The sequence below is a fragment of the Actinoplanes solisilvae genome, from assembly GCF_003999975.1.
In the GTDB taxonomy this organism is placed as follows: domain Bacteria; phylum Actinomycetota; class Actinomycetes; order Mycobacteriales; family Micromonosporaceae; genus Actinoplanes; species Actinoplanes solisilvae.
In genome coordinates, this window is record NZ_RJAC01000002.1 from 84,514 (window position 1) to 110,809 (window position 26,296).

A 26,296-nucleotide genomic window follows, 5' to 3' on the forward strand; every position below is an offset into this window, starting at 1 on the left:
ACCTCTAGCCGCCCCACCCACCCGGGGAGAGGCGGGGCCGACCCTACGCTTCCCGGCGCACAACCGAGCCGAGTTATCCACAGGCGCAACGCGGCCACGAGCGGCTGGAAGTGCCGCCTGGGCGCCACGGGCGGTTCAGCGACGTAGAAGTCGGCCACGGCTGGACCGCGGTGGCTGCTCTGGTCGCCGCAGCCGCGGTCCAGCCACGAGCGGCTGGAAGCGGCCGCCGCCGAAAGCAGGTCAGGCGGGAACGGCGGCCACGAAGACCTGGCCTGTTCCGGCGACCTTGATGGCACCGGCGTCGGCGGGTGCGTAGGCCGCTGTGCCCGGCGTCAGTTCGACCGGGGTGCCGTCGACGGCCTCGCCCACGAACACGTCGCCCGAGACCGCGAGAATGATGCGCGGCCCCGAAGCCGGGATCTCCGTGGGCGGCCGGGTGCCGTCCATGTCGATTCTGAGCAGCTCGAAGTCGGGGACCGGCACCGACCACGTCGCGATGCCCGGGGCCACCTCCGTGCCGTGCAGGATCGGGTCTTCCAGGACCTCGAAGCGCAGCACGTTGAGCAGTTCGCCCACGTCGACCCGCTTGGGGGTCAGCCCGCCGCGCAGCACGTTGTCGCTGGCCGCCATCAACTCGACGCCCGCCCCGCGCAGGTAGGCGTGCAGGTTCCCGGCCGGCATCCAGATCGCCTCGCCGGGCTGCAGCCTCACGTGGTTGAGCAGCAGGGCCACCAGCACGCCGGGGTCGCCCGGATAGTGGCCGGCCAGATCGACCGCCAGCACGGACGACGGGTCATCGGAAGCCGAAGCAGCGGCCACCACCGCCTCGATCAATGGCGCCCGGTCGTCCGCGGGCCAGGTCAGCAGGGTCTGCACGGCCGTGCGCAGGTCTCCCCCGCGCAGCGAGTCCACCACCGGCGCCAGCGAGGCGATGCCGAACGCCTCGATCGCGTCGGCCGCGACAATCGGCGACCGGAAGCCGCACAGGGCCTCGAACGGGGTGATCGCGACCAGCATCTCGGGCTTGTGGTTCGCGTCGGTGTAGTTCTTCGGCAGGCCCGGGTCGGCGTCCTGCCGCGCGAAGGCCAGCTTCGCGTACGCCAGGTCGGGGTGGGCCTGCAGCGACAGCGGGCTCTCGGCCGCCAGCACCTTGAGCAGGTAGGGCAGGCGCGGCCCGTACGCGTCGAGCACCGCCTCGCCGAGCTGGCCCTTCGGGTCGTCGGTGATCAGCGCCTCGAGGCTGACCGGGCCGCCGGACGTGGCGACCGTGGCGGGGTCGCCGGGGTGGGCGCCCAGCCACAGTTCGGCCTCGGGCTCCGCCGTCGGGGCCGGGCGGCCCTGCAGCTCGGCGATGACGGTGCGGGAACCCCAGGCGTACGGCCGGACGACCCCGGTCAGCGAGTAGACGCTCATGATCGACAGCGTACCGAGGTCACGGGGCTGGCGAGGACGGAGATGCTAGGGCGGGACGATAGACGTCGGGCTCGATGTAGATGACCCGCGCGATCGGCACCGCCTCACGGATGCGGGCCTCGGCTTCGTCGATGCGGCGAGCCAGTTCGTCCGCCCGCTCCGCCCCGGGCACCGCGATCTTGACCGCGACCAACAGTTCTTCGGGGCCGAGGTGCAGCGTCTTCATGTGGATGATGCGTTCGACGCCCTCGCCGGCCAGAACCGCCTCTTCGATGCGGCGGGTCGACTCGGCGCTCGCGCTCTCGCCCAGCAGCAGGCTCTTGGTCTCGATGGCCAGGATCACCGCGATCGTCACCAGCAGCAGGCCGATCGCCGCGGTGCCGATGCCGTCCCACACGCCGTTGTCGGTGATCAGCGTGAGGGACACCCCGAACAGCGCGAAGACCAGGCCGAGCAGTGCGCCCGAGTCTTCGAGGAGCACGACCGGGAGTTCGGGCGCCTTCGCCCGGCGCACGAAGTTGACCCAGGAGGTCGTACCCCGGGTGCGGTTGGACTCACGGATCGCGGTGATGAACGAATAGGTCTCGAGGCCGATCGCGACCACCAGCACCAGGACCGGGACCCACTTCCAGCTCTCGATCGGCTCGGGATGCTGGATCTTGTGCCAGGCCTCGTAGAGCGCGAACAGGCCGCCGACGCTGAACAGAATGATCGAGACGATGAACGCGTAGATGTAGCGTTCCCGCCCGAACCCGAAGGGGTGCTCGGGGGTGGCCTGGCGGCGGGACCGTTTGCCGCCGATGAGAAGCAGTAGCTGATTACCCGAGTCGGCCACCGAGTGGATCGCCTCGGCCAGCATCGACGACGAGCCGGTGAGCAGCCAGGCGACGAACTTCGTGACCGCGATCCCGATGTTCGCTGTCAGGGCCGCGACGATCGCCCTGGTGCCGCCTTCAGCACTCACGTGGAACCACCAACCCCAGGATCACTGCAGCGCCTCGGGCAGTGGGTTCGACAGCTCTTTCATCTCGCTGATCGCGGGGACCGCCATCGGGTCGAGGCCGTGGGCCAGGGCGAGGTAGAGCGAGGCGAAGTCGGGCACGGCGGTGAGCGAGGCCAGGCGCTCCAGCGCGGACCCGCCCTCGGCGGTGAGCACGTCGCAGCGCACCCCGCGCCGCTCGGCCAGGGTCTGCACCGCGTCGGCCCGGCGCTCCTCGACGGCGACCGGCTCGTCCGCGTCTTCCTCGGGGTTGAGCCCGCCGTCGCGGAACAGCACGAGCCGGAGCCGGGTCGCGTCGGTCTCCTCGGTTTCGGGGTCGGCGAAGATGTCGCGCGACGACTCGGCGAGCCCGCCGAAGACGCCGTCGAGCAGTCCGACCCGGCCTCGGCCGGCCTCGCCCAGCGCGCCGGCCATCACGGGGTAGCGCGCGTTGGCGGCCAGCGTGTCGGCGAAGCGGCGAGCCGCCACCGTGGCCAGCGGGGACGAGCCCCAGACGATCGGGATCGAGCCGGCCAGGCCCAGGGCCAGCGCCTTGGCCGGGTTGACGAACGAGTCGGCGCCGGGCCGGCAGCGTTCGGCGTCGGCGTCGAGCCGGGTCGCGGTCTCGGCCAGGTCAGCCTCGTTGACCTTGACCAGGCCGATCGCGCGGGCGGCGAGCAGCACCGGCACGGCGAGCCCCCAGAGGCTGGCACGGGCGGGCGCGCGGCGCGGCACGGGGAAGAAAGGTGCACGGGCGCGGGCGGCCATCGCCTCGAGTTCGGAGTCGGGGTTGCCGACGGCGACCAGCCGGGCGCCGCGCCGGGCGGCCGCCTCGGCCGCGGCCAGCGCCTCGGGGCTGCGGCCGGAGGCGGAGACCGCGATGACCACGTCGGCCGCGCCGACCCAGCCGGGCAGGCCGGGGCTGCGGTGACCGATGATCGGCACCGGGCAGCGCGGGCCGGCCACGGTCGACAGGATGCTGCCGGTCAGACCCGCGGTGCCGATGCCGGCGACGACGACCGCGCGGGGGCGGCCCTCGTCGGCCAGCATGCTGAGGTCGGTCTCCGCGGCGAGCGCGGCGGCCTCACGCACCTGGGCGCCGGCCGACGCCGTGGCGCGCAACATGCCGCCCGGGTCGTTGGCGAGCATCGACTTCTCGTCGTCGAGCGCGGACTCGTCGACGTGCCGGTGACCGTGCACGCCGGCGCCGCCCTCGAGCGGACCCGCCATCAGGCCGCACCGTCCGCACGGTCGCCACCGGCGGGCAGTCGCGCCTCGTCGAGCAGGAGAACCGGGATGTCGTCGCGGATCTCGAAGATGCGCCCGCACTCGGTGCAGGTCAGCGTCTGAGCGTCGGCGTCGTGGGTGAGCGGCGCGTGATGGGTGTCCGGACAGGCCAGGATGTCCAGCAGTTGCGGATCGAGGGCCACCGAACGGCTCCTTACATGACGAAAGACATGACGAAAGGATGAGGCCACACGATCCTAGTGCGGTGGGGTCGAACGTTCATCGCGTTGGGGCCGGGTCCGATGGCGATAAGTACGGTCCGTGAAGACGGCTTGTCGCCGGGCGTGATGCGGGTCACGATGGGTGGGTCAGGAGGTGGCTCCTTGCCCAACCCGTGGCTCGCCCTCGACGCCGGTGCCGACCCCGTCGAGCGCATGCGTCTGGTCGGGCGTGCCCATGAGCGCTTCGTGACCGGTGAACCGTCCGCCGGGCCGCCGATGCGGTCGGTCGTGGCCGACTCGTGGCGGCGTTCCGCGGTCGCGCTGCCGAGCGCCGACGCCACCGCCCCGATCGAGCTCAGCGACGACGATCTTGAGTCCTATCGCGCCGCCCATCCGCTGGCCCGGGCCCTGCCGATCTTCCGCGACCTGCTCGGCGGCCTGGCCGAGGACGGGGAGCACCTGATGGCGGTCTGCGACGCGTACGGGCGCCTGCTCTGGGTCGAGGGAACCGCGAAGGTCCTGCGCGGGGCCGAGGCGATGAACTTCGTGCCCGGCGCCCGCTGGGACGAGGCGCACGCCGGCACGAACGCGCCGGGCACGGCCCTGGCCATCGATCACCCGCTGCAGATCTTCGCGACGGAACACTTCAGCCGCTCGGTGCAGCGCTGGACGTGCGCGGCCGCCCCGATCCACGACCCGGCCAGCGGGCGGCTGCTCGGCGCGATCGACGTCACCGGCGGTGATCATCTGGCCAACCCCCACAGCCTTGCTCTCGTACGGGCCACCGCGCTCGCCGCCGAGGCCTATCTGCGCGGTCATCTGCCGACGGCGGCGACCTCGGGTCTGGTCGCCGCGCTCGGTCGCAACGAGGCGCTGCTTACCTTCGAGGGCCGGCAGTGGCGTCTGGGACGTCGCCACTCCGAGCTGCTGGTGCTGCTGCTGGCCCACCCCGAGGGCAGCACCGGCGACGAGCTCGGCTTCGCTCTCTACGGCGACGACACGAGCCCCGTGACCGTGCGCGCCGAGTTGTCCCGGCTGCGCCGCGCCCTGGGCCCCGAGCTGATGGAGTCGCGGCCCTACCGCTTGCGGGCCGAGGTGGGGGCCGATTTCCGTACGGTCGTGCGGCTGCTCGAGCTCGGGCGGACCGCTGAGGCGCTGGAGGCGTACGCGGGACCGCTCCTGCCCTCCTCCGATGCCCCGGGCGTGGCCAAGCTGCGGCGGCTCGTCGATGACCGGCTGCGCTCGGCGCTGCTGGCCGCCCGCGACCGCACCCTGCTGCAGACCTGGCTGCACTCCCCGTGGGGCGCCGACGACCTGCAGATCTGGGAGGCGTACGCCCGGTTGTTGCCCTCGACCGCGGCCGACCGCCCGTTCGCCCTGGCCCGAATACGCGAGCTCCAACATGAATACGGTCTTGCAACGTCGATGCAACGTAGCCGTAACTAACGTCGGCCGTACCCCAGAGGTACGGAGGCTGTCATGACCGTCTATTCCGCGCCCGGAACCGAAGGCGCCATCGTCAACTACGAGTCGCGTTACGACCACTTCATCGGCGGCGAATACGTGCCGCCCGCGAAGGGGCAGTATTTCGCCAACCCCAGCCCCGTGACCGGTGAGGACTTCTGTGAGGTCGCCCGGGGCACCGCCGAGGACGTCGAGAAGGCGCTGGACGCCGCGCACGGCGCCGCCGACGCGTGGGGCCGCACCTCGACCGCCGAACGCGCGAACATCCTCAACAAGATCGCCGACCGGATGGAGCAGAACCTCGAGAAGCTCGCCGTCGCCGAGTGCTGGGAGAACGGCAAGGCCGTCCGCGAGACGCTGGCCGCCGACATCCCGCTGGCGATCGACCACTTCCGCTACTTCGCGGGCGCGATCCGGGCCCAGGAGGGCACGGCCGGCGAGATCGACGACGACACGATCGCCTACCACTTCCACGAGCCGCTGGGTGTCGTCGCCCAGATCATCCCGTGGAACTTCCCGATCCTGATGGCGGTGTGGAAGCTCGCTCCCGCGCTGGCCGCCGGCAACGCGGTCGTGCTCAAGCCGGCCGAGCAGACCCCCGCATCGATCCACTACTGGATGTCGCTGGTGGCGGATCTGATCCCGCCGGGCGTCGTCAACATCGTCAACGGGTTCGGCGTCGAGGCCGGCAAGCCGCTCGCCTCGTCGAACCGGGTCGCCAAGGTCGCGTTCACCGGCGAGACCACCACCGGCCGGCTGATCATGCAGTATGCCTCGGAGAACCTCATCCCGGTCACCCTGGAGCTGGGCGGCAAGAGCCCGAACATCTTCTTCGAGGACGTGGCCCGGGCCGACGACGACTTCTACGACAAGTCGCTCGAGGGCTTCTCGATGTTCGCGCTCAACCAGGGCGAGGTCTGCACCTGCCCGTCGCGGGCGCTGATCCAGCAGAGCATCTACCCCGACTTCCTGGCCGCCGGCGTAAAGCGGGTGGAGAACCTGAAGCAGGGCAACCCGCTCGACACCGACACCCAGGTCGGGGCGCAGGCCTCCAACGACCAGCTCGAGAAGATCCTGTCGTACTTCGACATCGGCCGGCAGGAGGGCGCGAAGGTCCTCACCGGCGGCAGCCGGGCCGACCTGGGCGGCAACCTGGCCGGCGGCTACTACGTGCAGCCGACGATCTTCGAGGGCAACAACGCGATGCGGATCTTCCAGGAGGAGATCTTCGGGCCGGTCGTGTCGGTGACCCCGTTCGCCGACTACGCGGACGCCATCAAGATCGCTAACGACACGCTCTACGGCCTCGGCGCCGGCGTGTGGACCCGGGACATCAACACGGCCTACCGCGCCGGGCGGGCGATCAAAGCCGGACGGGTCTGGACCAACTCGTACCACCTCTACCCGGCCCACGCCGCGTTCGGTGGCTACAAGCAGTCGGGCATCGGTCGCGAGAACCACAAGATGATGCTGGACCACTATCAGCAGACGAAGAACCTGCTGGTGTCGTACAGCCCGAAGGCCATGGGCTTCTTCTAAACCGATGGCTACCAGGGTAGATGTGACCCCCGCGGCTGCCGACATGATGCGGCAGTTGCGGGGTCAACACGGTCCGTTGATGTTCCACCAGTCCGGTGGGTGCTGTGACGGCAGCTCTCCGATGTGCTATTTGGAGGGTGAGTTCCGCACCGGCCAGTCCGACGTGCTGCTCGAGTCCCTGAAGATCGACGGGGTGGACGAGCCGATCACGTTCTGGATGTCGGCCTCGCAGTTCGAGCTCTGGAAACACACCCACCTGACCGTGGACGTGGTCCCCGGACGCGGTTCCGGTTTCTCGCTGGAAGCGCCCGAGGGCGTACGGTTCCTCATCCGATCGCGCCTGCTCAGCGAGCAGGAACTCGCCGAACTCTCCTGATCAGAGAGAGGTCTATCTCGTCACCCGCTGATCCGCGCACCGCCGCCGTCACGTATCAATGAAGACGGCGGCGGTTTCGCGTCGCCGGCACGCGACCGTGTTGCCGACCGACGAGGACAAGAGTGCGAGACGCTTTTCTACACTTCCTGACCTCTGTACGCCGACGGGTAGCCCCCGCCATCGCCGGGCTTCTCATGGTCCTGCGAACCCTCGATCGCCGCGCGTTCGACCTTGCACGCAGAGTGATCACAATAGAGCGGACCGGTGACGAAAACCCGGTCGAGTCCTCCCCCAAGCGTGTCGATTCACGCCGGGAAGTCGCAATTGGAGCCTTCCGCGCGGCAATGTCGGCAGTAGGACGACATGGGGAGGCTTTCATGCGGCTGTCCCGCGTCCGGAAGGCGATCCTTCTCGGTCTCGTGCTGCTCGCCATCGGCGCGACCGGACGGGCCTCGGCGGGCCCGATCGCCCAGCCGGCCGAGGTGCTGGCGGTTCCGGCCACGTCGGTCAGCGCGAAGCCGAAGCCGACCCCGGTCAAGACCAGGACACCCAAGCCGAAGCCCACCAAGCCGGACGGCCGCAAGGTCGTCAACCCACGCTTCGCCGGCCCGGCCGGCAGCCACATGCTGACCGGCACGAAGGGCGTCGCGCTGACCTTCGACGACGGACCCGACCCGGCCGAGACGCCGAAGATGCTCAAGCTGCTGGCCCAGCATCACGTGAAGGCCACGTTCTGCCTGGTCGGCGACAACGTGCGGCGGCATCCCGCGCTGGTGCGACAGATCGTGGCCCAGGGGCACACGCTCTGCAACCACACGTGGGACCACAGCTTGAAGCTGGGCAAGGACCCGGAAGCCAAGATCCGCGCCGACCTGAGCCGCACGAACGCCGCGATCCGCAAGGCCGTGCCCGGCGCGAAGATCAAGTATTTCCGCGCGCCCGGCGGCAACTTCACGCCCCGCCTGGTGAAGACCGCGAAAGACCTGGGGATGATCTCGATCTATTGGAAGGTCGACCCGCGCGACTGGGAGCACAAGAAGGGCGAATCGTCCGCGGCGCACCAGGCCAAGGTCATTCGCCAGATCGAGAAGCACTGCCGGCCCGGCGCGATCGTGCTGTCGCACGACTATGCCCAGCCGGACACGATCGCGGCCTACCGCAAGCTGATCCCCTGGCTCAAGAAGCGATACACGCTGGTCGCGCTGCCCGGCTAGTGGGACGGCGGGATGACCCGTAGGTGACCCCGGCGGCCGGTCTGGTGGCCGGGGAGATGCTCCGGCTCGTCGCCGCGCGGCGGCGGCGCGGGCGCGCGGGCCGACTCGCGCACGGCGTCGGCCAGCGCGACCAGGTCGTCGGTGGTCGGCGGCGGCGGGGCGAAATCGCCGTCGTGGCGGACCAGTTCCCAGCCCCGGGGGGCGGTGAGACTGCGGGCGTGCGGCTCGCACAGGTCGTACGTGTGGGGTTCGGCGAAGGCCGCCAAGGGGCCGACGACCGCGGTCGAGTCGCTGTAGACGTAGGTCAGCGTGGCGACCGCCTGTCGGGGACAGCCGTTCCGGGAGCAGCGCCGTGGTGACCTCACGGCGGCACGTTATCGCTCCGGCGGCCCGCGTGGGCGCCGAAACCGTGCGACACGCCGACCCACGATGCATCACGATTTCGTCATGGTCGTCCGACACGCGGCACCCGATGGGGCGAATTAGCGGCGTTCGGACCCGAAGGGGCGAATCACCGCGACGGGGGCAGGTCTGACTCCGGGTCACACCGTCGGAGGACTAGACTTGCGCGGTGACCACCAGTCCTGCCCGACGCGGCGACCCGTCCCGAGCGGCGGGCAAGTCCGCTCCCGGGCATCCCCCGCGTCGCGACCGGCACGGCCGCGGGCTGCGCGGCCGGCTCGTCCCGGCGACCGTGCCGCTGGCCCGCACCAAGGCCGAGATCTTCGACGACCTGGTGCTCGACACGGTCGAGAGCCTCGAACGCCGCTACGCCAAAGAGCTGGCCGGCGTCGAGTTCGCGGTGGAAGACGTGCCGCCCGACCTGAACGTCTACGACTCCGACGTGCTCGAGGACGGCGAGGTGCCGCTGGCCCGGCTGCTGCCCGGTCGCCCCGGCCGGCAGGAGCTTCCCCCTCGAATCGTGCTCTACCGGCGGCCGCTGGAATTCCGGGCGATGGACCGCGAAGACCTCGCCGACCTCGTCCACGATGTGATCATCGAGCAGGTCGCCAACCTGCTCGGGGTGGATCCTGACGAACTTTCCTGAGGCTCAGGCGCTGAGCCGGCTCAAGCAACCCGGCGCTTGAGCTTGCGACGTTCCCGCTCGGACAGTCCACCCCAGATGCCGAAGCGCTCGTCATGCCCCAGCGCGTATTCCAGGCACTCGGCCTTGACCTCGCAACGACCGCAGATCCTCTTTGCCTCCCGGGTGGACCCCCCTTTTTCCGGGAAGAAGGCTTCCGGATCGGTCTGCGAACACAGCGCCCGCTCCTGCCACTCGGGCGCGTCCCCGAGCAGGTCGACCCCTTCAACCTGCGCTTCCATCGGCGTGCCTCCCAATTTCCGCGCCGGAACCCGGCGCTGACCCCCCACGCACGCGGCGTGTTTTTTGCGGGCCGGACGCCTGCATGGTGCAGCGCCGCAGCCCACAACCCCACCGAAATTACACGCGTGTAAGACGTGCGTCGTCAAGCCGAACCTGATAAATAGGCCCGTTTCCCCGGCGCGCCTTCGGCGCGTCGTGGTCCCGTTCCTGCCCTATCTGTCCGAAGGCCCGCCAGGTAACGCGCTCCGTCCCACACGCGTCCAATTTAACCCGATTTGTGATCTACCGTCGACCGTAGGTCGTGGTCCGCTCCACCGCCGGGCGTCCGGCCGCCGCCGCGAGTTCCTTGAGCTCAGCGACCGTACGAGCCGATCCGTGCTCGGAACCCGCCATTCGGGAGATCGTTTCCTCCATCAGGGTGCCACCGAGGTCATTCGCGCCCCCGTTGAGCATGATCCGGGTACCGTCGTCGCCGAGCTTGACCCACGAGCACTGGATGTTGTCGATGCGACCGTGCAGCAGGACGCGGGCCATCGCATGGACGACCCGGTTCTCGCGCCAGCTCGGGCCGGAGCGCGCGATGCCGGCCAGGTAGATCGGCGCGTTGGTGTGGATGAAGGGCAGCCCCACGAACTCGGTGAAGCCGCCGGTCACGTCCTGGATGCCGGCCAGCACCCGGAAATGGCCCAGCCACTGTCGGGGGTGGTCGACGTGGCCGTACATCATGGTCGAGCTCGACCGGATGCCGAGCTGGTGGGCGTTGGTCACGACGTCGATCCAGGCGCTGGCCGGGAGCTTGCCCTTCGTGAGGACCCAGCGCACGTCGTCGTCGAGGATCTCGGCCGCGGTGCCCGGGATCGTGCCGAGGCCGGCCTCCTTGAGCTCGGCCAGCCATTCGCGCACCGGGACTCCGGCCTTGGCCGCCGCGGTGACGATCTCCATCGGCGAATAGGCGTGCACGTGCATCTCGGGGACGCGGTTCTTGATCGCGCGGATCAGATCGGCGTACGCCGTCACGGGCATCTTGGGGTCGATGCCGCCCTGCATGCAGACCTCGGACGCGCCGTCCTGCCAGGCCTGCTCGGCGCGGTCGGCCACCTGCTCGACCGAGAGGCGGTAGGCGTCGGCGTCTTTCTCGCGCTGGGCGAAGGCGCAGAACCGGCACCCGACGTAGCAGACATTGGTGAAGTTGATGTTCCGGTTGACCACGTAGGTGATGTCGTCGCCGTTGACCGCCCGACGCAGGTCGTCGGCGATGCGGGCGAGCTCGTCGAGCGCGGGACCGTCCGAGTTGAACAGGGCCATCGCCGCGTCCTCGTGCTCGGGCAGCAGCAGCTTGGCCGGGTCGGTCGAGGCCAGCTTGAGACCGGCCAGCACATCGGACTCGAGCCGTCGCGGGGCCTCGGTCGTGATGTGGGCGGCCACCTCGTCCCAGTCGCCGTAGACGTCGTCGAAGTCGGAGCGGCGGTCGCCCGTGCGGCCCTCGGTGTCGATCGTGGCGAACAGATCGGTGCGGCCGGAGCCGTACGCGTCGTCGGGCTCCTGCCAGGGACGGCCGATCACTTCGGCGTCCTCGCGAGCCAGACCGTCCTCGCCGGACAGCGCGGACACGTGCGCGGCCAGACGCGGGTCGAGCCAGCCCTCGTTGCCCCGCCGCACGAACTCGGGATAGATCGTCAGACGCTCGCGCAGCTCGAACCCGGCCTCGGCCGACCGCTCCCGAAGCAGGTCGATCTGAGGCCACGGGCGCTCGGGATTGACGTGGTCGGGGGTCACCGGCGACACGCCGCCCCAGTCGTCGATGCCGGCCCGCAGCAGCAGCGAGAACTCGGCGTCGATCAGGTTGGGCGGCGCCTGCAGCCGCGCCCGCGGCCCCAGGATGACGCGGCCGACAGCCACGGTGGCGGCCAGTTCGCGCAGCTCGGCGTCGGGCATTCCGCGCATCGCCGTGTCGGGCTTGGCGCGGAAGTTCTGGATGATGACCTCTTGGATGTGGCCGAACTCGCGCGCGGTGCGGCGCATCGCGAACAGCGCGTCGACCCGCTCGGCCGGGGTCTCGCCGATGCCGATGAGGATGCCGGTCGTGAACGGCACGCCCACCCGGCCCGCGTCGTCGAGCACGCGGAGCCGTACGGCGGGCTCTTTGTCGGGGGAACCGAAGTGGGGACCGCCGGGCTCGGACCACAGACGGGTCGCGGTGGTCTCGAGCATCATGCCCATGCTCGGCGCGACCGGCTTGAGACGCTGCAGCTCAGCCCAGCTCATCACGCCGGGGTTGAGGTGCGGCAGCAGACCGGTCTCTTCGAGCACGGCGATCGCGCAGGCGCGCACATAGTCGAGCGTGGAGTCGTAGCCGCGCTCGTCGAGCCACTGCCGGGCCGCGGGCCAGCGTTCCTCGGGCCGGTCGCCCAGCGTGAACAGGGCCTCCTTGCAGCCCTGAGCGGCGCCCTGGCGGGCGATCTCGAGAACCTCGTCGCGCTCCAGGAAAGCGGCGGGCAGCCGGTGCGGCACCGTCGCGAACGTGCAGTAGTGGCACCTGTCCTGGCACAGGCGCGTGAGGGGGATGAAAACCTTGCGGGAGTACGTCACCACGCCGGGGCGGCCTGCTTCGCGCAACCCGGCGTCGCGGACGGCGCCGGCGATCGCCAGCAGCTCGTCGAACTGCGCGCCGGTGGCGGCCAGCAGGGCGGTGGCCTCGTCGGCATCGATCGCCTTGCCGTCGGCCGCGCGGCGCAGGGCACGCTTGATGCTCGCGTCCGTGGGCTTGTTCTCGACCGTGTTGACCTCTGTCACCCCAGCAGCCTAGGCCGCGATGCCGCCTGTTTGCTCGGCCGAGCCCGAGCGCGCGCAGTGGTATAGGCCACGGCGCCCGGGCCGTCCGATCGTCCTACTTGCGGGGCGAGTCGTCACCGGCCGGGCCGAAACCCGGGCGGTCGTCGGAAATCTTCTCGGTACGGTCGTCGCCCGAGGGCTCCGGCGCGGGGACGGGCTGGGTCGGCTCGGCCCGGGGAACGGCCTGGGTCGGTTCCGAGAAAGCGCCTGGCTGCGGCGCGTACGGACCGGGCGGGGCCGACGTGGGAGGCGCGGGCGGCGCCGAAGCGGGCATCGGCATGGGCGGCTGGTTCCAGGCGGGCGGCTGCTGCGGCTGGCCGTACTGCCCGGGCGGCGGACCGTACTGCTGAGGGCCCGGCGGGTAGCCACCGGGCGCGTGGCCCGGCTGCGGCGGCTGGCCATAACCCGGCTGACCCGGCTGCGGCGGCTGGCCGTACCCCGGCTGACCCGGCTGCGGCGGCTGACCGTACCCCGGCTGGCCCGGATAGGCGCCCGGCTGCCCGTAGGACGGCTGGCCGTAGACGCCGGGCTGCGGCTTGGGCTTGGCCACCTGGAACAGGCCCTGCCAGAGGCGGAAGACCGCGTACGCCGCCACGCCGAAGACGGCCAGCCAGGCCGCCCGCACCAGCAGCTCTTCGAACGCGACCCGCGCGCCGTTGTTGCTCGCGTGGTTGATGAGCCCGATCAGCAGGCCGAACAGCACCCCGAACAGAGCCACCACGCCGTATTCAACGAGGGCGATCAGGGTGATGAGCTGGGCCTTCGGGTGCCGGGGCAACACGAGCAGCGCCAGCAGCACGGCCGCCAGCGGCATGAAGATCGTCGCCGTGTTGACGAAGCCGTAGAAGCTGTCCTGCGTGCGGTAGCCGAACTGGTCGGGTCCGCTCGGGATCAGCCGGATGACGGCCACGAGGAGCAGCAGCGCCGGAGCGCCGACGAGCGCGTACGCCGCGAGGTCACGCAGCGGGCGGAGGAACTGGCCGGCCGGTTTGACCTCGCCCGGCGGGGGCTGCGGTTGGCTGGTCACGGAATTCTCCTGACGAAGTTAAGTTTGGTCGGCTCAGGGTAGTCGGGTCGTGCATCACGCCCCGATACCCGGCGCGGCGTTCCGTCATACCCGTGCGGGAAGATGTGGGAATGCGGATCGTGGTCCTTTCCGGTGGCATCGGCGGTGCGAAGTTCCTCGTCGGCGTGCGCGCTCAGGCCCGCGCGCTCGGCGCCGAGGTGACCGCTGTGGTCAATGTCGGCGACGACGTGCGCATGCACGGCCTGCAGATCTGTCCCGACCTCGACAGCGTGATGTATACGCTGGGCGGCGCCCACGACCCCGATCGTGGCTGGGGCCGCGTCGGCGAGAGCTGGGTCGTCAAGGAGGAGCTGGCCGCTTACGGCGCCGAGCCGTCGTGGTTCGGTCTCGGCGACAAAGACACAGCCACCCATCTCGTACGCACCCAGATGCTCACGGCCGGCTATCCGCTCTCGGCCGTCACCGCCGCGCTCTGTGCCCGCTGGCAGCCCGGCATCACGATGCTGCCCGCCACCGACGACCGGCTCGAGACCCACGTCGTGGTCGACGTCGACGGCGAGCGCAAGGCCATCCACTTCCAGGAGTGGTGGGTGCGCTACCGCGGCGACGTGCCGACCCACCGCTTCGTCTTCGTGGGCGCCGAGGCCACCAAGCCGGCGCCCGGGGTCCTCGACGCGATCGCCTCGGCCGACGTCGTGCTCGTCGCGCCCAGCAACCCGGTGGTCAGCATCGCCCCCGTCCTCGCCGTCGGCGGCCTGCGCGACGCGATCACCGCCGGTCCGGCGCCGGTCATCGGCGTCTCCCCGATCATCGGTGACTCCCCCATCCGCGGCATGGCCGACAAGTGCCTGGCCACCGTCGACGTCCCGGTCACCGCGGCCGGCGTCGGCGCGCTCTACGGCGCCCGCTCGGCCGGTGGGCTGCTCGACGGCTGGCTGGTCGACACGTCCGACGCTTCCACCGAGGTGCCCGGCGTCCCGACCAGCGCCGTCCCGTTGTGGATGTCCTCCGAGGAGGCCACCGCCCAGATGGTCAAGGACGCGCTGGCCCTGGCCGGGGTCGCCTGACCCTCCGTCTTCGCCGAAGAGGCAGAGTGACCGGGGCTCTGTCGCGCCGCCATCGGGCGCCGGGCAAGCTGAACCCCGGAAGATCTCGAAGTGGAAGGGGCGGCGTCGTGACGGACGGGCTGGAGATCCTGCCAGTACGTGGCATCGGCGACATCGGGGCCGGCGACGACCTCGCCGAGCTGATCACCGCGGCGGCTCCGTGGCTGGCCGACGGCGACGTCCTGGTGGTCACCAGCAAGATCGTTTCGAAGGCCGAGGGCCGCCTCGTCGAGGTGCCCGCGGCCGAGGGTCCCGAACGTGACCGGGCCCGCGCCGCCGTGCTCGAGTCCGAGTCGGCCCGCGTGGTCGCCCGCCGCGGCCCGACCACGATCGTGCAGACCCACCACGGCTTCGTGATGGCCGCCGCCGGCATCGACGCCTCGAACGTCGACCCGGCCCACCTGGTACTGCTCCCGGCCGACCCCGACGCCTCGGCCCGCCGGCTGCGCGCCGACTTCCAGAAACGCGGCCTCGACGTGGCCGTCATCATCTCCGACACCATGGGCCGCGCCTGGCGCAACGGCCTCACCGACGTGGCGCTGGGCTCGGCCGGCATCGACCCGATCCGCGACCACCGCGGCGAGAAGGACCCCTACGGCAACCAGCTCGAGATCACCCAGACGGCGGTCGTCGACGAGCTCTCGGCCGCCGCCGAACTGGTCAAGGGCAAGGTCGACCAGGTACCCGTGGCGGTCGTCCGCGGCTACTTCGCCACCGCCGCCGACGACACGCCGGGCGCCTCGGTGCTGCTGCGCGACGCCGCCTCCGACATGTTCAGCCTGGGCACCGCCGAAGCCCGCGCCGAAGGCCTGCGCCTGGCCGCCCAGCTTCCCGACGGCCCGCTCGCCGCGCTGCCCGGCCTGCCCGTCGATCTGGCCGCGATCGAACGCGCGCTTGATTCCGTACGGGAAACGCTCTTCCGCGGCACGACGGTCAGCCCGGCCGAGGTCGTGGCGGGCAGCGGAGCCACGGCGGCCCTGAACCTGAGCTCGAGCAACATCTCGCCGGTCGGGCTGCTGCGGCTCGGCGCCGACGCCCACCGGGTGCGGGCCGCCCTGGCCGCCGAGTCGATCGCGACGCTGTCACTGCCCCACCAGAACAGCATCCGGCTGGAACTCTCCGGCACATGAGCGCTTCCCCAGGAGATTCCGTGACCTCTCTGTACGACGACGCCGTTCGGGTCCTGACCGAGTGGCAGGCGACCTCGGACGAGGCCGACGTCTTCCGCAAGCAGACGTCGGAGCTGCTGCAGGACGGGCCGGTGGCTATGACGCGGGCGCATCGGCGGGGGCACGTCACCGCCAGCGCCCTGATCGTCGACGGGGACGGGCGCGTTCTGCTGTGCCTGCACGGGCGGTTGAACAAGTGGATGCAGTTGGGCGGGCACTGCGAACCCGGCGACGTGTCGCTGGCCGCCGCCGCCCTCCGCGAGGCCACCGAGGAATCGGGAATCGCCGGTCTGGTGCTGGACCCCGACCCGATCGACGTCGACATCCACGAGGTTCGCTGCGGAGCGGCCGAGGGCGTCAGCGCGACCCCGTCGGTCCACTACGACGTACGGTTCCTGTTGCGCTGCCCGGCGGGCACCGAGGAACAGATCAGCGAGGAATCGGCCGAGCTGGCCTGGTTCTCACCGGACAACCTGCCCAGCCCGCTCGCCTCAGGCACGGTCCGCCAGATCGCCCCGGCCCTGGCCCGCCTGCGCTGAGAACAAATCGCCACTCGGGCCAGCTGTTCGCCCCGAGCCGGCCTTCTTTTTCGGCCTTCTCTCAGCATCAAGCCTCCCTCCCGCGTCAGCCCGCTGTCCCGCGTCAGCCTTTCCTCCCGCATCAGCCCACCCTCCCGCGTCAGCCTTTCCTCCCGCGTCAGCCTTTCCTCCCAGCGCGACCGAGACGGAGGGCCGCGATCAGGAAGAAGATGGCGCCGGGGATGGCGTAGCCGATCGCGTTGGTCAGTGCCGGCTCGGCCGCGGAGGCCGCCGCGACGAACGACCCGCCCGCGAGCACGGAAAGCCCGCCGCTGACGATCATCGGCCACTGGCCGCCCATCGCGCGACGGGTGACGCCCACGACGAGCTGAATCACCCCGGCGACGATTGCCCACGTGCCCCAGACCCGCAGAACCTCCGGGATCCCGGCCGTCCCCGCGACCGCCAGACCGGCGGCGGCAAGAAGGCTGACCGCCATGTTGAGCCGCAGAAGAATCGGCGACCCGGTGCCGCGTGACGCCCGTACGTCGACCACAGCCGCCCCGACATCGACCAGGGGGTAGAGCACGAACAGCGCGACAGCAACGGCATCGAGGTCGTCGACGACCGCGAACGCCAACCCGGCCCAGACAAGGGCGAACGCGAAGCGAGCGAAGTAGAGCCGTCGCAGGGCTGACGCCGGGGAAAGGCCGGGAGCGGCGAGGGTCGTCATGGTCATCCTCTCGAATTCGGTAGATAGAACGTTCGTTCCACCAGAACTCACACTGAAGCCCACGCCGCTCGTTGTCAAGACCGAACGTTCTATCTACTACGATGGGCGCATGACGCGACGCGAAACCTCGGAGGCCCGGCTCCGGCTGCTCACCACGGCAACCGAGATCTTCTACGCCGAGGGCATCCACGCGGTCGGCGTCGACCGGATCATCGCCGCCGCCAAGATCACCCGGGCCACGTTCTACCGGCACTTCCCCGGCAAGGAAGACCTGGTGCTCGCCTATCTGAGCGAGGTACACGGCATGGACCGCGCCGCGGTCGAGGCGGCCGTCGCCGCCCACCCGTCACCGGCCGACGCGCTCCTGGCCATCGCCGACACGATCGCCGCGGGCATCCTGTCCCCCCGGTTCCGCGGCTGCGCGTTCCTGAACGCCGCAGCGGAATATCCCGACCCCGGCCACCCGGTGCACCAGCAGGTCATCGCCCACCGGCAGTGGTTCCTCGACACGCTGCAGGGGCTGATGGCCCAGGTGGCCCACGACTCGTCCGGCGCCGCCGCCCGGCACTACGTCATGCTCCGCGACGGCGCGATGGCGGCCGGCTGCCTCTTCGACCCCGCGCTGGTGGTCGAGACCTTCCTGCGGGGAATCGAGGGACTCGTCCGGATCCACCGGGAACGCGAGCCTCAGATGTAGCCGAGTTCGCCCAGTTCCTTGAGCTCGTCGACCAGGTGCTTCACTTCCTGGGCGCGCTCCCGGGGGCAGACCAGCACGGCGTCGGGAGTGTCGACGATGATGAGGTCACGTACGCCCATGGCCGCGATCAGGCGCCCGTCGGTGGGGACCACCACGAGCCCCTCGGTCTCGCGCAGCAGCACACCCGATTTCTGGCTGGGGTCCCGGCCGACGATCACGTTGCCGGACGGGTCGGCGGCCAGCACCTCACCGAGGGTGTGGAAATCACCGACGTCGTTCCAGCCGAAGTCGCCGGGGACCGTTCCCACCCGGCCGGCCGAGGCGGCGCCTTCCATGACCGCGTAGTCGACCGAGATGCGCGGCAGGGTGGGCCAGACCTCGCCCAGCACCTCTTCGCGCTCGGGCGAGTCCCAGACGGCCGCGATTCTCGACACGCCGGACGCGAGCTGGGGCTGCTGCCGCGTGAGCTCGGCCAGGAACGTGTCGACGCGCCAGACGAACATGCCGGCGTTCCACAGGTAGTTGCCTGACTTCACGTAGCCCTCGGCCACGTCGTAGGTCGGCTTCTCCTTGAACTCCTCGACGGCCAGGACCGGGCCCTCACCGATAGGACCGCCGCACTGCAGGTAGCCGTACCCGGTCTCGGCGCGGGTCGGGGTGATGCCCAGGGTCATGAGCAGGCCCTCGCGGGCGCCGATCATCGCCTTGCGGATGACCTCGGTGAAGCGTTCCTTGTCGGAGATCAGGTGGTCGGAGGCGAAGGAACCCATGATCGCCTCGGAGTCACGCCGCGCAATGACGGCCGCGGCCAGGGCGATCGCCGCGCAGGAGTCCCGAGGGGACGGTTCGACCAGCACGTTCGTCTCGGGGATGCTGCTCAGCTGACGGGAGACGGCCGCCGCGTGCGCCACCCCGGTGACCACGAAGACGCGGTCGGTCGAGGCGAGCAGGTCGAGGCGTTCGACGGTGGCCTGAAGCAGCGACGCCTCGGTGCCGGTCAGCGGGTGCAGGAACTTCGGGTGACCGGCACGGGACAGCGGCCATAGACGGGTGCCTGTCCCGCCGGCCAGAACCACGCCGTAGAGTCCGCCGAGTTGATCGCTCATGTATACAGAGTGTAGTGGTCAGAGACCTGCAACACGTTTCCAGGTTGTGACATGTACTTCCGCACTCGAGGCCCAGGCGAATTCCTTGGCCCGGTCGAAGCCCGCCTTGGCCAGGGTGACGCGCCGGGGCTCGTCGTGCAGCAGGTCGGCCAGGTCGGCCGCGATGCGATCGGGGTCTTCGGTCGTGTAGGCCACGGCGTCGCCGCCAACCTCGGGCAGGGAGAGCCGGGGCGTGGTCAGCACCGGGGTGGCGCAGGCCATCGCCTCGAGGATGGGCAGGCCGAAGCCCTCGCCGAAGGACGGGTAGCAGGCGACCAGCGCGCCGCCGAGGAAGCCGGGCAGGTCGGCGTAGCGCAGGTAGCCGGGGCGCAGCAGGCGCAGGTGGGACGGCACCTCGGCGACGGCACGGTCGATCTCGTCGTCGTGGCCCTGGCCGCCGGCGAGGACCAGCGCGGGCGGGTGGGGCCAGTCGGCGACGGCACGGGCCCAGCCCCGGATCAGGTTCGGCACGTTCTTGCGCGGCTCCTTGGCGCCGAGGAACGCCACATAGCCGGAGTCACCGAGGCCCAGGCGGGCGCGTACGCGGGCCTTCTCTTCCTCGGTGGGCGCGTGGAAGGCCGCCTGGTCGACGCCGTGGTAGGCCACGTCGATGCGGGTCGGGTCGGCGTCGAGCAGGCGGATGAGCTCGTCGCGGGTGGCCTTGCTGGGCACGATGACCCGGGCGGCGCGGCGCAGGGAGGTCTTGATCGCGCTGCGGAAGAACGTGCGCTTGGTGTTGTCGTAGTGCTCGGGCTCGGTGAAGAACGTCGCGTCGTGCACGGTCACCGTGACGGGGCAGCCGGCGCGCAGCGGGCACGTGTAGAACGGCGAGTGCAGCACCTGGGCGCCGACCTGCTGGGCCAGCAGCGGCAGACCGGTCTGCTCCCACGCCAGGCGGGCGGGCCGGTGGGCCACGGCGGCCGGGCCGGCGATCACCTCGGCCTTGTTGTCGAGCATGCGGCTGTAACGCTCCGCATCTGAACGCTGGGCCACGACGGCCAGATCGACCCGGTCAGGGTCGACTTTCCCGAGGGCGCCGAGCAGGCCGTCGACGTATCGGCCGACGCCTCCCCGGTCGGCGGGAACGCTGGTGGCGTCGACGAGCACTCGCGGGGGGCGACCGGCGGTCACGAGGCAACTCCCAAGCAGGTTGTAATTCAGACCACTGGCAAGGGTACGCCCGCAACGTATCGCGCACGTGACCGCGACACCGCCGTTGTTCGAAGCGTTTCCGGGTTCTCATCGCCCGCTCAGGATCGACTACGAAGGGTGACGAGAATCGGGCGCACTATCGTGGTGCCCGTGCAGACCACGATCCCGCAGGTGCTGGCGGCCGCCGTGCGCCGCGACCCGACCACCCCGCTGTTGACCTTCTACGACGACGCCGGCGGCGACCGCACCGAGCTCTCCGGCGCGACCCTCGACAACTGGGTCTCGAAGACGGCGAACCTTCTGGTCAACGGCCTCGGTCTGGGCAACGGCGACACCGCCGCGGTCACGATGCCGCCCCACTGGCAGACCGCCGCGATCCTCCTGGGCGTGCTCTCGGCCGGCGTCGCCGCCGACACCACCGATCCCACGGCGGCCGACGCGCTCTTCACCACGCCCGATCAGCCAACCCAGACAAAAGCCCCGGACAGGTATGCCACGGGCCTTCTCCCCTTCGCGATGCCGCTGCGCGAGCTCCCGCCCGGCTTCGCCGACTTCGTGCTCGAGGTACGCCAGCACGGCGACTACTTCCCCGGCCAGCCTGTCGCCCCTGGCGACCTCGCGTTGAACGGCCGCACCCACGCCGAGACGCTGGCCGCCGCGACCGCCCGCGCCGCCGACTTGGCCATCACTCCCGGCGCCCGAGTCCTGATCGACGCGACCACCCACCCCGACCCGGTCGACTGGCTGCTGGCCCCCCTGCTCACCGGCGCCTCAACAGTCCTCTGCGCCCACCTGGACGCCACCAAGATCTCGACCCGCGCCGAATCGGAACGGGCGACTCTTCTGCTGACCTAGGCGCGAGGGCGTGTTCTAGAATCGCACACGTGGGTCACGTCGACAGCGAAGCAATCGGGCGGCGAATCGCCGAGGCCAGGGCCCGGTCCGGCCTGACGCAGGCTGACCTGGGTGGCGCGACGGGCCTCGACCGCAGCGCGATAGCGAAGATCGAGAACGGTCTGCGGCGCCTCGGCGCACTGGAACTCGCCCGCATCGCGGAAGCGACGGGCGAGTCGTTCGAGTGGTTCGTCACCGAACCGCCGCCGGCGATCGTTTCGTATCGCGCGGGAATCGACTCACCCACGACCTCCGCGATCGACAAGCTCTTGGAGACGATCGCGTTCGACGTCGAGCTTCTGCAAAGCCTCGGCGAGCTCAGTGTCGACGAGATACATCCCGTTGACCAGCCGACCGACCGGCAAGCCGCAGAGAGGCTGGCGGCGCGAGCCCGCGCGTTGATCGGGCTCGACGCCGGTGAACCCGTCAGCGATCTGGTCAATCCCCTGGCCGACTTCGGCCTCTTCGTCTTCGCGAGAGATCTCGGCCCCGACGCACCTGACGCGGGAACGACCCTTCTCCGGCACGGTGGCGTCACCGTCATCAACTCCCACCGCGCGGTTGGCCGCCGACGGCTCGCGCTCGCCCACGAGTTCGGGCACTACCTCCTCGCCGACGACTACACCGTCGACTGGCGCATCGGGGCCTGGACGGACAGCCAGCGGGTGGAACGACTCATCGATGCTTTCGCTCGTGCGCTGCTGCTACCCGCCGACTCCGTACGAGCCCGATGGTCCGACCTACGCTCGCGGTCGTCCGTTCGAGACGCGGCGGTGCTCGTCGCCAGCGAGTTCCGCGTCGATATGACCACCCTGGCGGCTCGGCTCTCCGACCTCGATCTCGCTTCGGGCGAAGACCTGGCTCGCGTGCGCTCCACCACGACGACTCGAGCCGACATCATCGAGCACAACCTGGTAGTGGCGATCGACCTCGAAGGCACCACGGTTCCCCGGCGTTACGCGAGGGCCGTCCTGGCGCTCTATCGGGCCGAGCGCATCAGTGCCGATCGGGCCGTCAGCCTGTTGCACAGCACTATCGATGAGACGGAGCTTCCAACGCTTCCCCCCGTCAACGAGAACGAAATCTGGAAGTTCGTCTCGTGAGCAACACGCTCGTCTTCGACACAGGGCCACTGGATCCAGGTCGACCGTAGCGACGATGTGCCTCTGCTCGACGCCTATGCGCGCTACGCCCGGCGACTCGCTTCGGGATCGAAGAACCGCGGCGAGTGCGGTGTGCTCGCACTCGCCGAGGTCCGAGGCTACGTCGCCGTCCTCGACGACCGCGCCGCGCGACGGGTCGCCGAGGAGAACGAGGTGGAGATCTGCGGGACTCTCGCGTTGATGTGTGAGGGCATTCGGCAGGGCATGCTCACCATCCCATTGGTGGCCCGCATCGCCGATGATCTCTTGGCCACGAAGTATCGACTCCCGGTGAAGCCTGGCCGGTTCGAAGCGTGGGCCGACGAGCACGGTCTGATCTAGGCGCGTTTGCGGGCGAGTTCCTCGAAGGCGAGCAGGGACTCGGGGTTGGCGAGGGCACCCTTGGCGGCGGCTGACTCGACGGGGGTGCCGGTCAGGATGCGTTTTACGGGGACCTCGAGTTTCTTGGCGGAGAGGGTTCGGGGGACGGCCCGTACGGCGTGGATCTCGTCGGGGATGTGCCGGGGGGACAGGGATCCGCGCAGTTCGGCGGCGATTTTGGCGCGGAGCGCGTCGTCGAGTTCAAGGCCGTCGGCCACGACCACGAACAGGAGCAACTCGCCGTTCGGGTTGTCGGGCTTCTCGAGGTGGACCACGACCGAGTCGGTGATCTCGGGCAGGCTCTCGACGACCGAGTAGAACTCCGAGGTTCCCAGTCGTACGCCGCCGCGGTTCAGCGTCGCGTCGGAGCGGCCGGTGATGACGCACGTGCCGTCGGCGCCGATCGTGATCCAGTCGCCGTGGCGCCACACGCCCGGGAAATAGTCGAAGTAGGCCTCGCGGTAGCGCTTGCCGTCCGGGTCGTTCCAGAAGCCGACCGGCATGCTCGGCATCGGCGCGGTGATGACCAGTTCGCCCAGCTCGTCGAGCACCGGCGCGCCTGAGGGGTCGTACGCCTCGACTCTGGCCCCCAGGGCGCGGCAGGCGATCTTGCCTTCGATCACCGGGAGCAGCGGGACCGAGCCGACGAAGCCGGTGCACACGTCGGTGCCGCCGGACAGCGACTGGAGTTGCAGCCGGTCGCCGACCGCCTCGTAGACCCAGTCGAAGCCCTCGGGGGGCAGCGGCGCGCCGGTCGAGCCGATGCCCTTGAGCCCGTCCTTGCGCGGGGTGAGGCCGGCTTTGCGGCAGGCCATGAGGAACGGCGCCGACGTGCCGAAATAGGTGATGCCGGCTTCATCGACCAGGTTCCACAGCGTGGACATGTCGGGGAAGGCCGGGTTGCCGTCGAACAGGACGATGCCGGCGCCGACGGCCGGGCCGCTGACCAGGAAGTTCCACATCATCCAGCCGGTCGTCGTGAACCAGAAGAACCGGTCGCCGGGGCCGAGGTCGTGATGCAGGGCCAGCATCTTGAGGTGTTCGAGCAGGATGCCGCCGTGGCCGTGGACGATCGGTTTCGGCAGCCCCGTCGTGCCCGAGCTGTAGAGCACGTAGAGGGGATGGTCGAACGGCACGGCGGCGTACGCCATGGGCTCGTCGCCGTTGAGCTGGTCGAACGTGCCGCTTTCGGGGTGCAGGTAGCCGATGGTGACGACGTGTTCGATCGACGGGAGGGCGGCGGTGATGGCCTCGACCTCGTCGCGACGGTCGACCGCCTTGGCGCCGTAGCGGTAGCCGTCGACCGCGACCAGGACCTTGGGCTCGATCTGCTGCCAGCGGTCGATCACGCTGCGGACGCCGAACTCGGGCGCGCACGACGAGAAGATCGCGCCGAGACTGGCGGTGGCGAGCATCAGAACGTACGTCTCGGGGATGTTCGGGGCATAGGCGGCAACCCGATCACCGGGGCCGACGCCGCGCGCCTTCAGGCCGGCCCTCACCCGTCGCACCTGTTCACGCAGTTCGGCGGCGGTCAGACGTACAGGAGCACGGGTCTGCGAATGGGCGAGAACGACCGCATCGTCGTCGGCCAGGCCCGGCATGCGCAGCACGTGCTCGGCGTAGTTGAGGGTGGCGCCGGGGAACCAGCGGGCGCCCGGCATCGACGCGTCGGGCAGCACCGCCGTGGCCGGGGTGTGGGCGATGACCTCGAAGTAGTCCCAGATCGACTGCCAGAACGCGGGCAGGTCGTCGACGGACCACTGCCACAGGGCGGCGTAGTCGTCGGCCTCGATGCCCCGCTCGCGCCGCAGCCAGGACATGTAATGCCCGACCCGCGACGTCTCGCGGATGTCGGCCGGCGGCTGCCACAACACTGTGCCCGTCATGGGAACACCTTAACGTTCACTCAGGTTTCTCCTCCTCGGCGTGGGCCTCGCCGCGGGCCTCGGCACGGGTCTCGGCGCGGGCCCGCTGGATCGCGGCCCGGCGGGACAGTCGGTGTTCCCGCCGGATCAGAGCCTCGCGGAAGCGGCGCTCGTCCTCAACGTCCTCGGGCAACACAGGCGGGACGCTGCGAGGGTGGCCGGCCACGTCGACAGCGACGAACACCAGGTAGGCGGTCGCCACGGTCAGCGGTTCGGGCGACACGACGTCCCAGCGCTCGGCGACGACCTTGACACCCACCTCCATCGAGCTGCTGCCGGTCCAGTTCACCTGGGCATAGGCATGCACAAGATCACCCACCCGTACGGGCTCCACGAACACGATCTCGTCGATGGCCGCGGTGACGGCCGTGCCGCCGCTGTGCCGGGCCGCCGCGGCACCGGCCACGTCGTCGACGAACTTCATCAGCACCCCGCCGTGCACGGTGCCGTAGAGGTTGACGTCGACGGCGGTCATGATCCGGCTGAGGGTCACGCGCGAATGACTGGTGGGACGACCGGGCTCGTTCATGCGGCGAAGATTACGGCGACCCTCCGTCCGGCCACCTCCGTCCGGCTGCTTCCGCCCGGTTGCTGAGCGGCGGTACGGTGCTGGACAGGGAGAAATCGCAGCTCGGAGCGGGGATCAGCATGCGGCACGTCAGGTCTGTCTTGTATGCCTTCGTGCTCGCGCCGGCGGTTTGGGGCCTCGCCGGAGCGGGGCTCACGCGCGATCTGACGGCGCGCGGGCGCGACGACTTCGCGGTCGAGTCGGTGACCGGCCTGCTGCTTCTCGTGCTCGCCGGGGCGGCGTACGCGATCCTGTTGCTCGCCCCGATCTCGGCGGCCGGGCCGCTGGCAGGCGGGCTGGCGTTCCTGGGCATCTCGGTGTGGGTGCTGGTGTCGCCCGCGGGATATGCGTCGATCTGGCCGGAATCGGTGGCCAAGGAGGGTTTCGACCTGAGCCGGCCGGGCTACGGGCTGGCGCTGCTGCTGGCCCTGCCGTTGATCTGCGTGGCGCTGAGTCCGCGGCGGTGGGCGCGGCCGTCGGTGCGGCGCGACTCGTCCGACCCGACCGAGGAGATGCGTCTTCCCCTGATCATGCCCGCCTCCGACGACACGACAACCGTGCTGACGGCCCGCCCCCCGGATGACCCGACCGAGGTGCTTTCCTCCGACGAACCGACCGTGGCTGTTCCGGCGGCCGAGGCCACGCTCGCGGTGCCGACCCACCGGGACGAGCGGCGGACCGTGATCGTGGTGTCGTGGGACGAGGTCGCGGCGGTGGCGGCGCTCGGCGAGGGCGAGGCGTCGACCGAGGTCGCACGCCCCGCGATCACGGCACCGGCAGACCCCGATCACACGCGGCCGATCACCCTGGCCAGGCCCGACGACGCGGACGTCACCCGCCCGATCACTGTGGTCGCGGCCGGCGATTCCGACGCGACGCGGCCTATCGCCGTGGCCGGTTCGGACGAGGCGGAGGTGACCAGGCCGCTGACTGTGCCGGCGGCGGCGACGATGCGGCTGCTGCCGCCGCCCACGCCCGCGCCACTGGCCGGCCACCCGGGCGAGGCGACCGCCGTGATCGGACGGCCCGTCGACGAGGACGAGACTCAGGTGATCGGGCTCGACCCGGAGCGGACGCAGATCATCCGGCCCGGCTCGGTCGAGGGGCCCGGGGAGCGTACGGAGATTGTCAGGCTCCCGGTCAAGGACAGGGCCGCGATTCCGGCGCAGCGCGGCCCGAACCGTGAGCAGCCGCCGGAGAGCGACATACCCGCATAGCCCTCACCAGGAAAGTTACGGGCAGTC

Annotated in this window: 26 protein-coding genes; 13 read left to right on the forward strand and 13 right to left on the reverse strand. The window is 70.4% G+C overall.

Going from position 1 to position 26,296, the window contains the following annotated elements:
- Positions 1-240 precede the first annotated feature (240 nt).
- The 4 genes from manA to EER30_RS07225 are packed head-to-tail and all read right to left on the reverse strand — an operon-like array spanning position 241 to position 3,822.
- Positions 241-1,413, reverse strand: a complete 1,173-nt coding sequence (gene manA / locus EER30_RS07210; RefSeq protein ID WP_127499575.1) for a mannose-6-phosphate isomerase, class I — start codon at positions 1,411-1,413, stop codon at positions 241-243.
- A gap of 19 nt (positions 1,414-1,432) precedes the next feature.
- A complete protein-coding gene (locus EER30_RS07215) occupies positions 1,433-2,377 on the reverse strand; it encodes a cation diffusion facilitator family transporter (protein WP_127499576.1) in 945 nt (314 codons plus the stop codon).
- Positions 2,378-2,398: 21 nt separating this feature from the next.
- Positions 2,399-3,622, reverse strand: coding sequence for an SIS domain-containing protein (locus EER30_RS07220; RefSeq protein WP_127499577.1), 1,224 nt, complete (start codon positions 3,620-3,622; stop codon positions 2,399-2,401).
- Positions 3,622-3,822, reverse strand: coding sequence for a Trm112 family protein (locus EER30_RS07225; protein WP_127499578.1), 201 nt, complete (start codon positions 3,820-3,822; stop codon positions 3,622-3,624). The genes EER30_RS07220 and EER30_RS07225 overlap by 1 nt, the downstream gene beginning before the upstream one ends.
- Before the next feature lie 180 nt (positions 3,823-4,002).
- Between EER30_RS07225 and EER30_RS07230 the strand changes: the two genes are divergently transcribed.
- The 4 genes from EER30_RS07230 to EER30_RS07245 all read left to right on the forward strand — a co-directional run bounded on the left by EER30_RS07230 (position 4,003) and on the right by EER30_RS07245 (position 8,433).
- Positions 4,003-5,286, forward strand: coding sequence for a GAF domain-containing protein (locus tag EER30_RS07230; RefSeq protein WP_127499579.1), 1,284 nt, complete (start codon positions 4,003-4,005; stop codon positions 5,284-5,286).
- 33 nt (positions 5,287-5,319) lie between these two features.
- Positions 5,320-6,843, forward strand: a complete 1,524-nt coding sequence (adh, locus tag EER30_RS07235) for an aldehyde dehydrogenase (protein WP_127499580.1) — start codon at positions 5,320-5,322, stop codon at positions 6,841-6,843.
- 4 nt (positions 6,844-6,847) lie between these two features.
- A complete protein-coding gene (locus tag EER30_RS07240) occupies positions 6,848-7,219 on the forward strand; it encodes a DUF779 domain-containing protein (protein WP_127499581.1) in 372 nt (123 codons plus the stop codon).
- 377 nt (positions 7,220-7,596) lie between these two features.
- On the forward strand, positions 7,597-8,433 hold the full coding sequence (locus EER30_RS07245; RefSeq protein ID WP_127499582.1) for a polysaccharide deacetylase family protein: 837 nt from the start codon (positions 7,597-7,599) through the stop codon (positions 8,431-8,433).
- On the opposite strand, the gene EER30_RS07250 is transcribed toward EER30_RS07245, so the two are convergent.
- Positions 8,430-8,798 carry a DUF3499 domain-containing protein gene (locus EER30_RS07250; RefSeq protein WP_127499583.1) on the reverse strand — a complete coding sequence of 123 codons (369 nt, stop codon included), beginning with the start codon at positions 8,796-8,798 and terminating at the stop codon, positions 8,430-8,432. The genes EER30_RS07245 and EER30_RS07250 overlap by 4 nt on opposite strands.
- A gap of 302 nt (positions 8,799-9,100) precedes the next feature.
- Between EER30_RS07250 and EER30_RS07255 the strand changes: the two genes are divergently transcribed.
- Positions 9,101-9,481: a metallopeptidase family protein gene (locus EER30_RS07255; protein WP_189205811.1), complete on the forward strand. Its 381-nt coding sequence runs from the start codon at positions 9,101-9,103 to the stop codon at positions 9,479-9,481.
- Between the two features lie 20 nt (positions 9,482-9,501).
- On the opposite strand, the gene EER30_RS07260 is transcribed toward EER30_RS07255, so the two are convergent.
- The 3 genes from EER30_RS07260 to EER30_RS07270 all read right to left on the reverse strand — a co-directional run bounded on the left by EER30_RS07260 (position 9,502) and on the right by EER30_RS07270 (position 13,619).
- Complete coding sequence (locus tag EER30_RS07260) at positions 9,502-9,759, reverse strand: WhiB family transcriptional regulator (protein WP_014688021.1); 258 nt, start codon at positions 9,757-9,759, stop codon at positions 9,502-9,504.
- Positions 9,760-10,042: 283 nt separating this feature from the next.
- Positions 10,043-12,553 (reverse strand): bifunctional FO biosynthesis protein CofGH, encoded by a 2,511-nt coding sequence (locus EER30_RS07265; RefSeq protein ID WP_127499585.1) that lies wholly within the window; start codon positions 12,551-12,553, stop codon positions 10,043-10,045.
- 94 nt (positions 12,554-12,647) lie between these two features.
- Positions 12,648-13,619: a hypothetical protein gene (locus tag EER30_RS07270; RefSeq protein WP_205650134.1), complete on the reverse strand. Its 972-nt coding sequence runs from the start codon at positions 13,617-13,619 to the stop codon at positions 12,648-12,650.
- Positions 13,620-13,729: 110 nt separating this feature from the next.
- On the opposite strand from EER30_RS07270, the gene cofD reads away from it, so the two are divergent.
- From cofD to EER30_RS07285, 3 genes are all read left to right on the forward strand, one after another.
- A complete protein-coding gene (cofD, locus tag EER30_RS07275) occupies positions 13,730-14,686 on the forward strand; it encodes a 2-phospho-L-lactate transferase (RefSeq protein ID WP_127499586.1) in 957 nt (318 codons plus the stop codon).
- A gap of 107 nt (positions 14,687-14,793) precedes the next feature.
- Entirely contained in the window at positions 14,794-15,855 is a 1,062-nt protein-coding gene (locus EER30_RS07280) for a coenzyme F420-0:L-glutamate ligase (RefSeq protein ID WP_127499587.1), read from the forward strand.
- Positions 15,852-16,433, forward strand: a complete 582-nt coding sequence (locus EER30_RS07285) for an NUDIX hydrolase (protein ID WP_127499588.1) — start codon at positions 15,852-15,854, stop codon at positions 16,431-16,433. Before EER30_RS07280 ends, EER30_RS07285 begins: the two co-directional genes overlap by 4 nt.
- A 157-nt stretch (positions 16,434-16,590) precedes the next feature.
- On the opposite strand, the gene EER30_RS07290 is transcribed toward EER30_RS07285, so the two are convergent.
- Positions 16,591-17,145 carry a hypothetical protein gene (locus EER30_RS07290; RefSeq protein ID WP_127499589.1) on the reverse strand — a complete coding sequence of 185 codons (555 nt, stop codon included), beginning with the start codon at positions 17,143-17,145 and terminating at the stop codon, positions 16,591-16,593.
- Between the two features lie 109 nt (positions 17,146-17,254).
- Here EER30_RS07290 and EER30_RS07295 point away from each other — a divergent pair, with 109 nt between their 5' ends.
- Positions 17,255-17,842 (forward strand): TetR/AcrR family transcriptional regulator, encoded by a 588-nt coding sequence (locus EER30_RS07295; RefSeq protein ID WP_127499590.1) that lies wholly within the window; start codon positions 17,255-17,257, stop codon positions 17,840-17,842.
- Here the strand turns inward: EER30_RS07295 and EER30_RS07300 are convergent.
- The gene (locus tag EER30_RS07300; protein WP_127499591.1) at positions 17,833-18,948 is read right to left on the reverse strand and encodes a mannose-1-phosphate guanylyltransferase; all 1,116 of its coding nucleotides are present in this window, start codon (positions 18,946-18,948) and stop codon (positions 17,833-17,835) included. The two genes, EER30_RS07295 and EER30_RS07300, sit on opposite strands and share 10 nt — an antisense overlap.
- Positions 18,949-18,966: 18 nt before the next feature.
- On the reverse strand, positions 18,967-20,118 hold the full coding sequence (locus EER30_RS07305) for a glycosyltransferase family 4 protein (protein WP_127499592.1): 1,152 nt from the start codon (positions 20,116-20,118) through the stop codon (positions 18,967-18,969).
- 171 nt (positions 20,119-20,289) lie between these two features.
- Between EER30_RS07305 and EER30_RS07310 the strand changes: the two genes are divergently transcribed.
- The 3 genes from EER30_RS07310 to EER30_RS07320 are packed head-to-tail and all read left to right on the forward strand — an operon-like array spanning position 20,290 to position 22,517.
- Positions 20,290-20,994, forward strand: coding sequence for a TIGR03089 family protein (locus EER30_RS07310; protein ID WP_127499593.1), 705 nt, complete (start codon positions 20,290-20,292; stop codon positions 20,992-20,994).
- A gap of 29 nt (positions 20,995-21,023) precedes the next feature.
- Entirely contained in the window at positions 21,024-22,136 is a 1,113-nt protein-coding gene (locus EER30_RS07315) for a helix-turn-helix domain-containing protein (RefSeq protein ID WP_205650135.1), read from the forward strand.
- 57 nt (positions 22,137-22,193) lie between these two features.
- Positions 22,194-22,517, forward strand: a complete 324-nt coding sequence (locus EER30_RS07320) for a PIN domain-containing protein (protein ID WP_127499594.1) — start codon at positions 22,194-22,196, stop codon at positions 22,515-22,517.
- Here the strand turns inward: EER30_RS07320 and EER30_RS07325 are convergent.
- Positions 22,514-24,445, reverse strand: a complete 1,932-nt coding sequence (locus EER30_RS07325; protein WP_127499595.1) for an acetoacetate--CoA ligase — start codon at positions 24,443-24,445, stop codon at positions 22,514-22,516. The genes EER30_RS07320 and EER30_RS07325 overlap by 4 nt on opposite strands.
- A 16-nt stretch (positions 24,446-24,461) precedes the next feature.
- Complete coding sequence (locus EER30_RS07330) at positions 24,462-25,013, reverse strand: acyl-CoA thioesterase (RefSeq protein ID WP_127499596.1); 552 nt, start codon at positions 25,011-25,013, stop codon at positions 24,462-24,464.
- A gap of 152 nt (positions 25,014-25,165) precedes the next feature.
- Between EER30_RS07330 and EER30_RS07335 the strand changes: the two genes are divergently transcribed.
- Entirely contained in the window at positions 25,166-26,269 is a 1,104-nt protein-coding gene (locus EER30_RS07335; RefSeq protein WP_127499597.1) for a hypothetical protein, read from the forward strand.
- The last annotated feature ends 27 nt before the right edge of the window (positions 26,270-26,296 follow it).

What these genes read in the sequence shown, in the direction of transcription:
- EER30_RS07245 (WP_127499582.1), top strand. Translation starts at nt 7,597, where the DNA reads ATGCGGCTGTCCCGCGTCCGGAAGGCGATCCTTCTCGGTCTCGTGCTG.
- EER30_RS07295 (WP_127499590.1), top strand. Translation starts at nt 17,255, where the DNA reads ATGACGCGACGCGAAACCTCGGAGGCCCGGCTCCGGCTGCTCACCACG.
- EER30_RS07290 (WP_127499589.1), bottom strand. Translation starts at nt 17,145, where the DNA reads ATGACGACCCTCGCCGCTCCCGGCCTTTCCCCGGCGTCAGCCCTGCGA.
- EER30_RS07240 (WP_127499581.1), top strand. Translation starts at nt 6,848, where the DNA reads ATGGCTACCAGGGTAGATGTGACCCCCGCGGCTGCCGACATGATGCGG.
- EER30_RS07220 (WP_127499577.1), bottom strand. Translation starts at nt 3,622, where the DNA reads ATGGCGGGTCCGCTCGAGGGCGGCGCCGGCGTGCACGGTCACCGGCAC.
- EER30_RS07325 (WP_127499595.1), bottom strand. Translation starts at nt 24,445, where the DNA reads ATGACGGGCACAGTGTTGTGGCAGCCGCCGGCCGACATCCGCGAGACG.
- EER30_RS07300 (WP_127499591.1), bottom strand. Translation starts at nt 18,948, where the DNA reads ATGAGCGATCAACTCGGCGGACTCTACGGCGTGGTTCTGGCCGGCGGG.
- EER30_RS07285 (WP_127499588.1), top strand. Translation starts at nt 15,852, where the DNA reads ATGAGCGCTTCCCCAGGAGATTCCGTGACCTCTCTGTACGACGACGCC.
- cofD (WP_127499586.1), top strand. Translation starts at nt 13,730, where the DNA reads ATGCGGATCGTGGTCCTTTCCGGTGGCATCGGCGGTGCGAAGTTCCTC.
- EER30_RS07330 (WP_127499596.1), bottom strand. Translation starts at nt 25,013, where the DNA reads ATGAACGAGCCCGGTCGTCCCACCAGTCATTCGCGCGTGACCCTCAGC.
- EER30_RS07260 (WP_014688021.1), bottom strand. Translation starts at nt 9,759, where the DNA reads ATGGAAGCGCAGGTTGAAGGGGTCGACCTGCTCGGGGACGCGCCCGAG.
- manA (WP_127499575.1), bottom strand. Translation starts at nt 1,413, where the DNA reads ATGAGCGTCTACTCGCTGACCGGGGTCGTCCGGCCGTACGCCTGGGGT.
- adh (WP_127499580.1), top strand. Translation starts at nt 5,320, where the DNA reads ATGACCGTCTATTCCGCGCCCGGAACCGAAGGCGCCATCGTCAACTAC.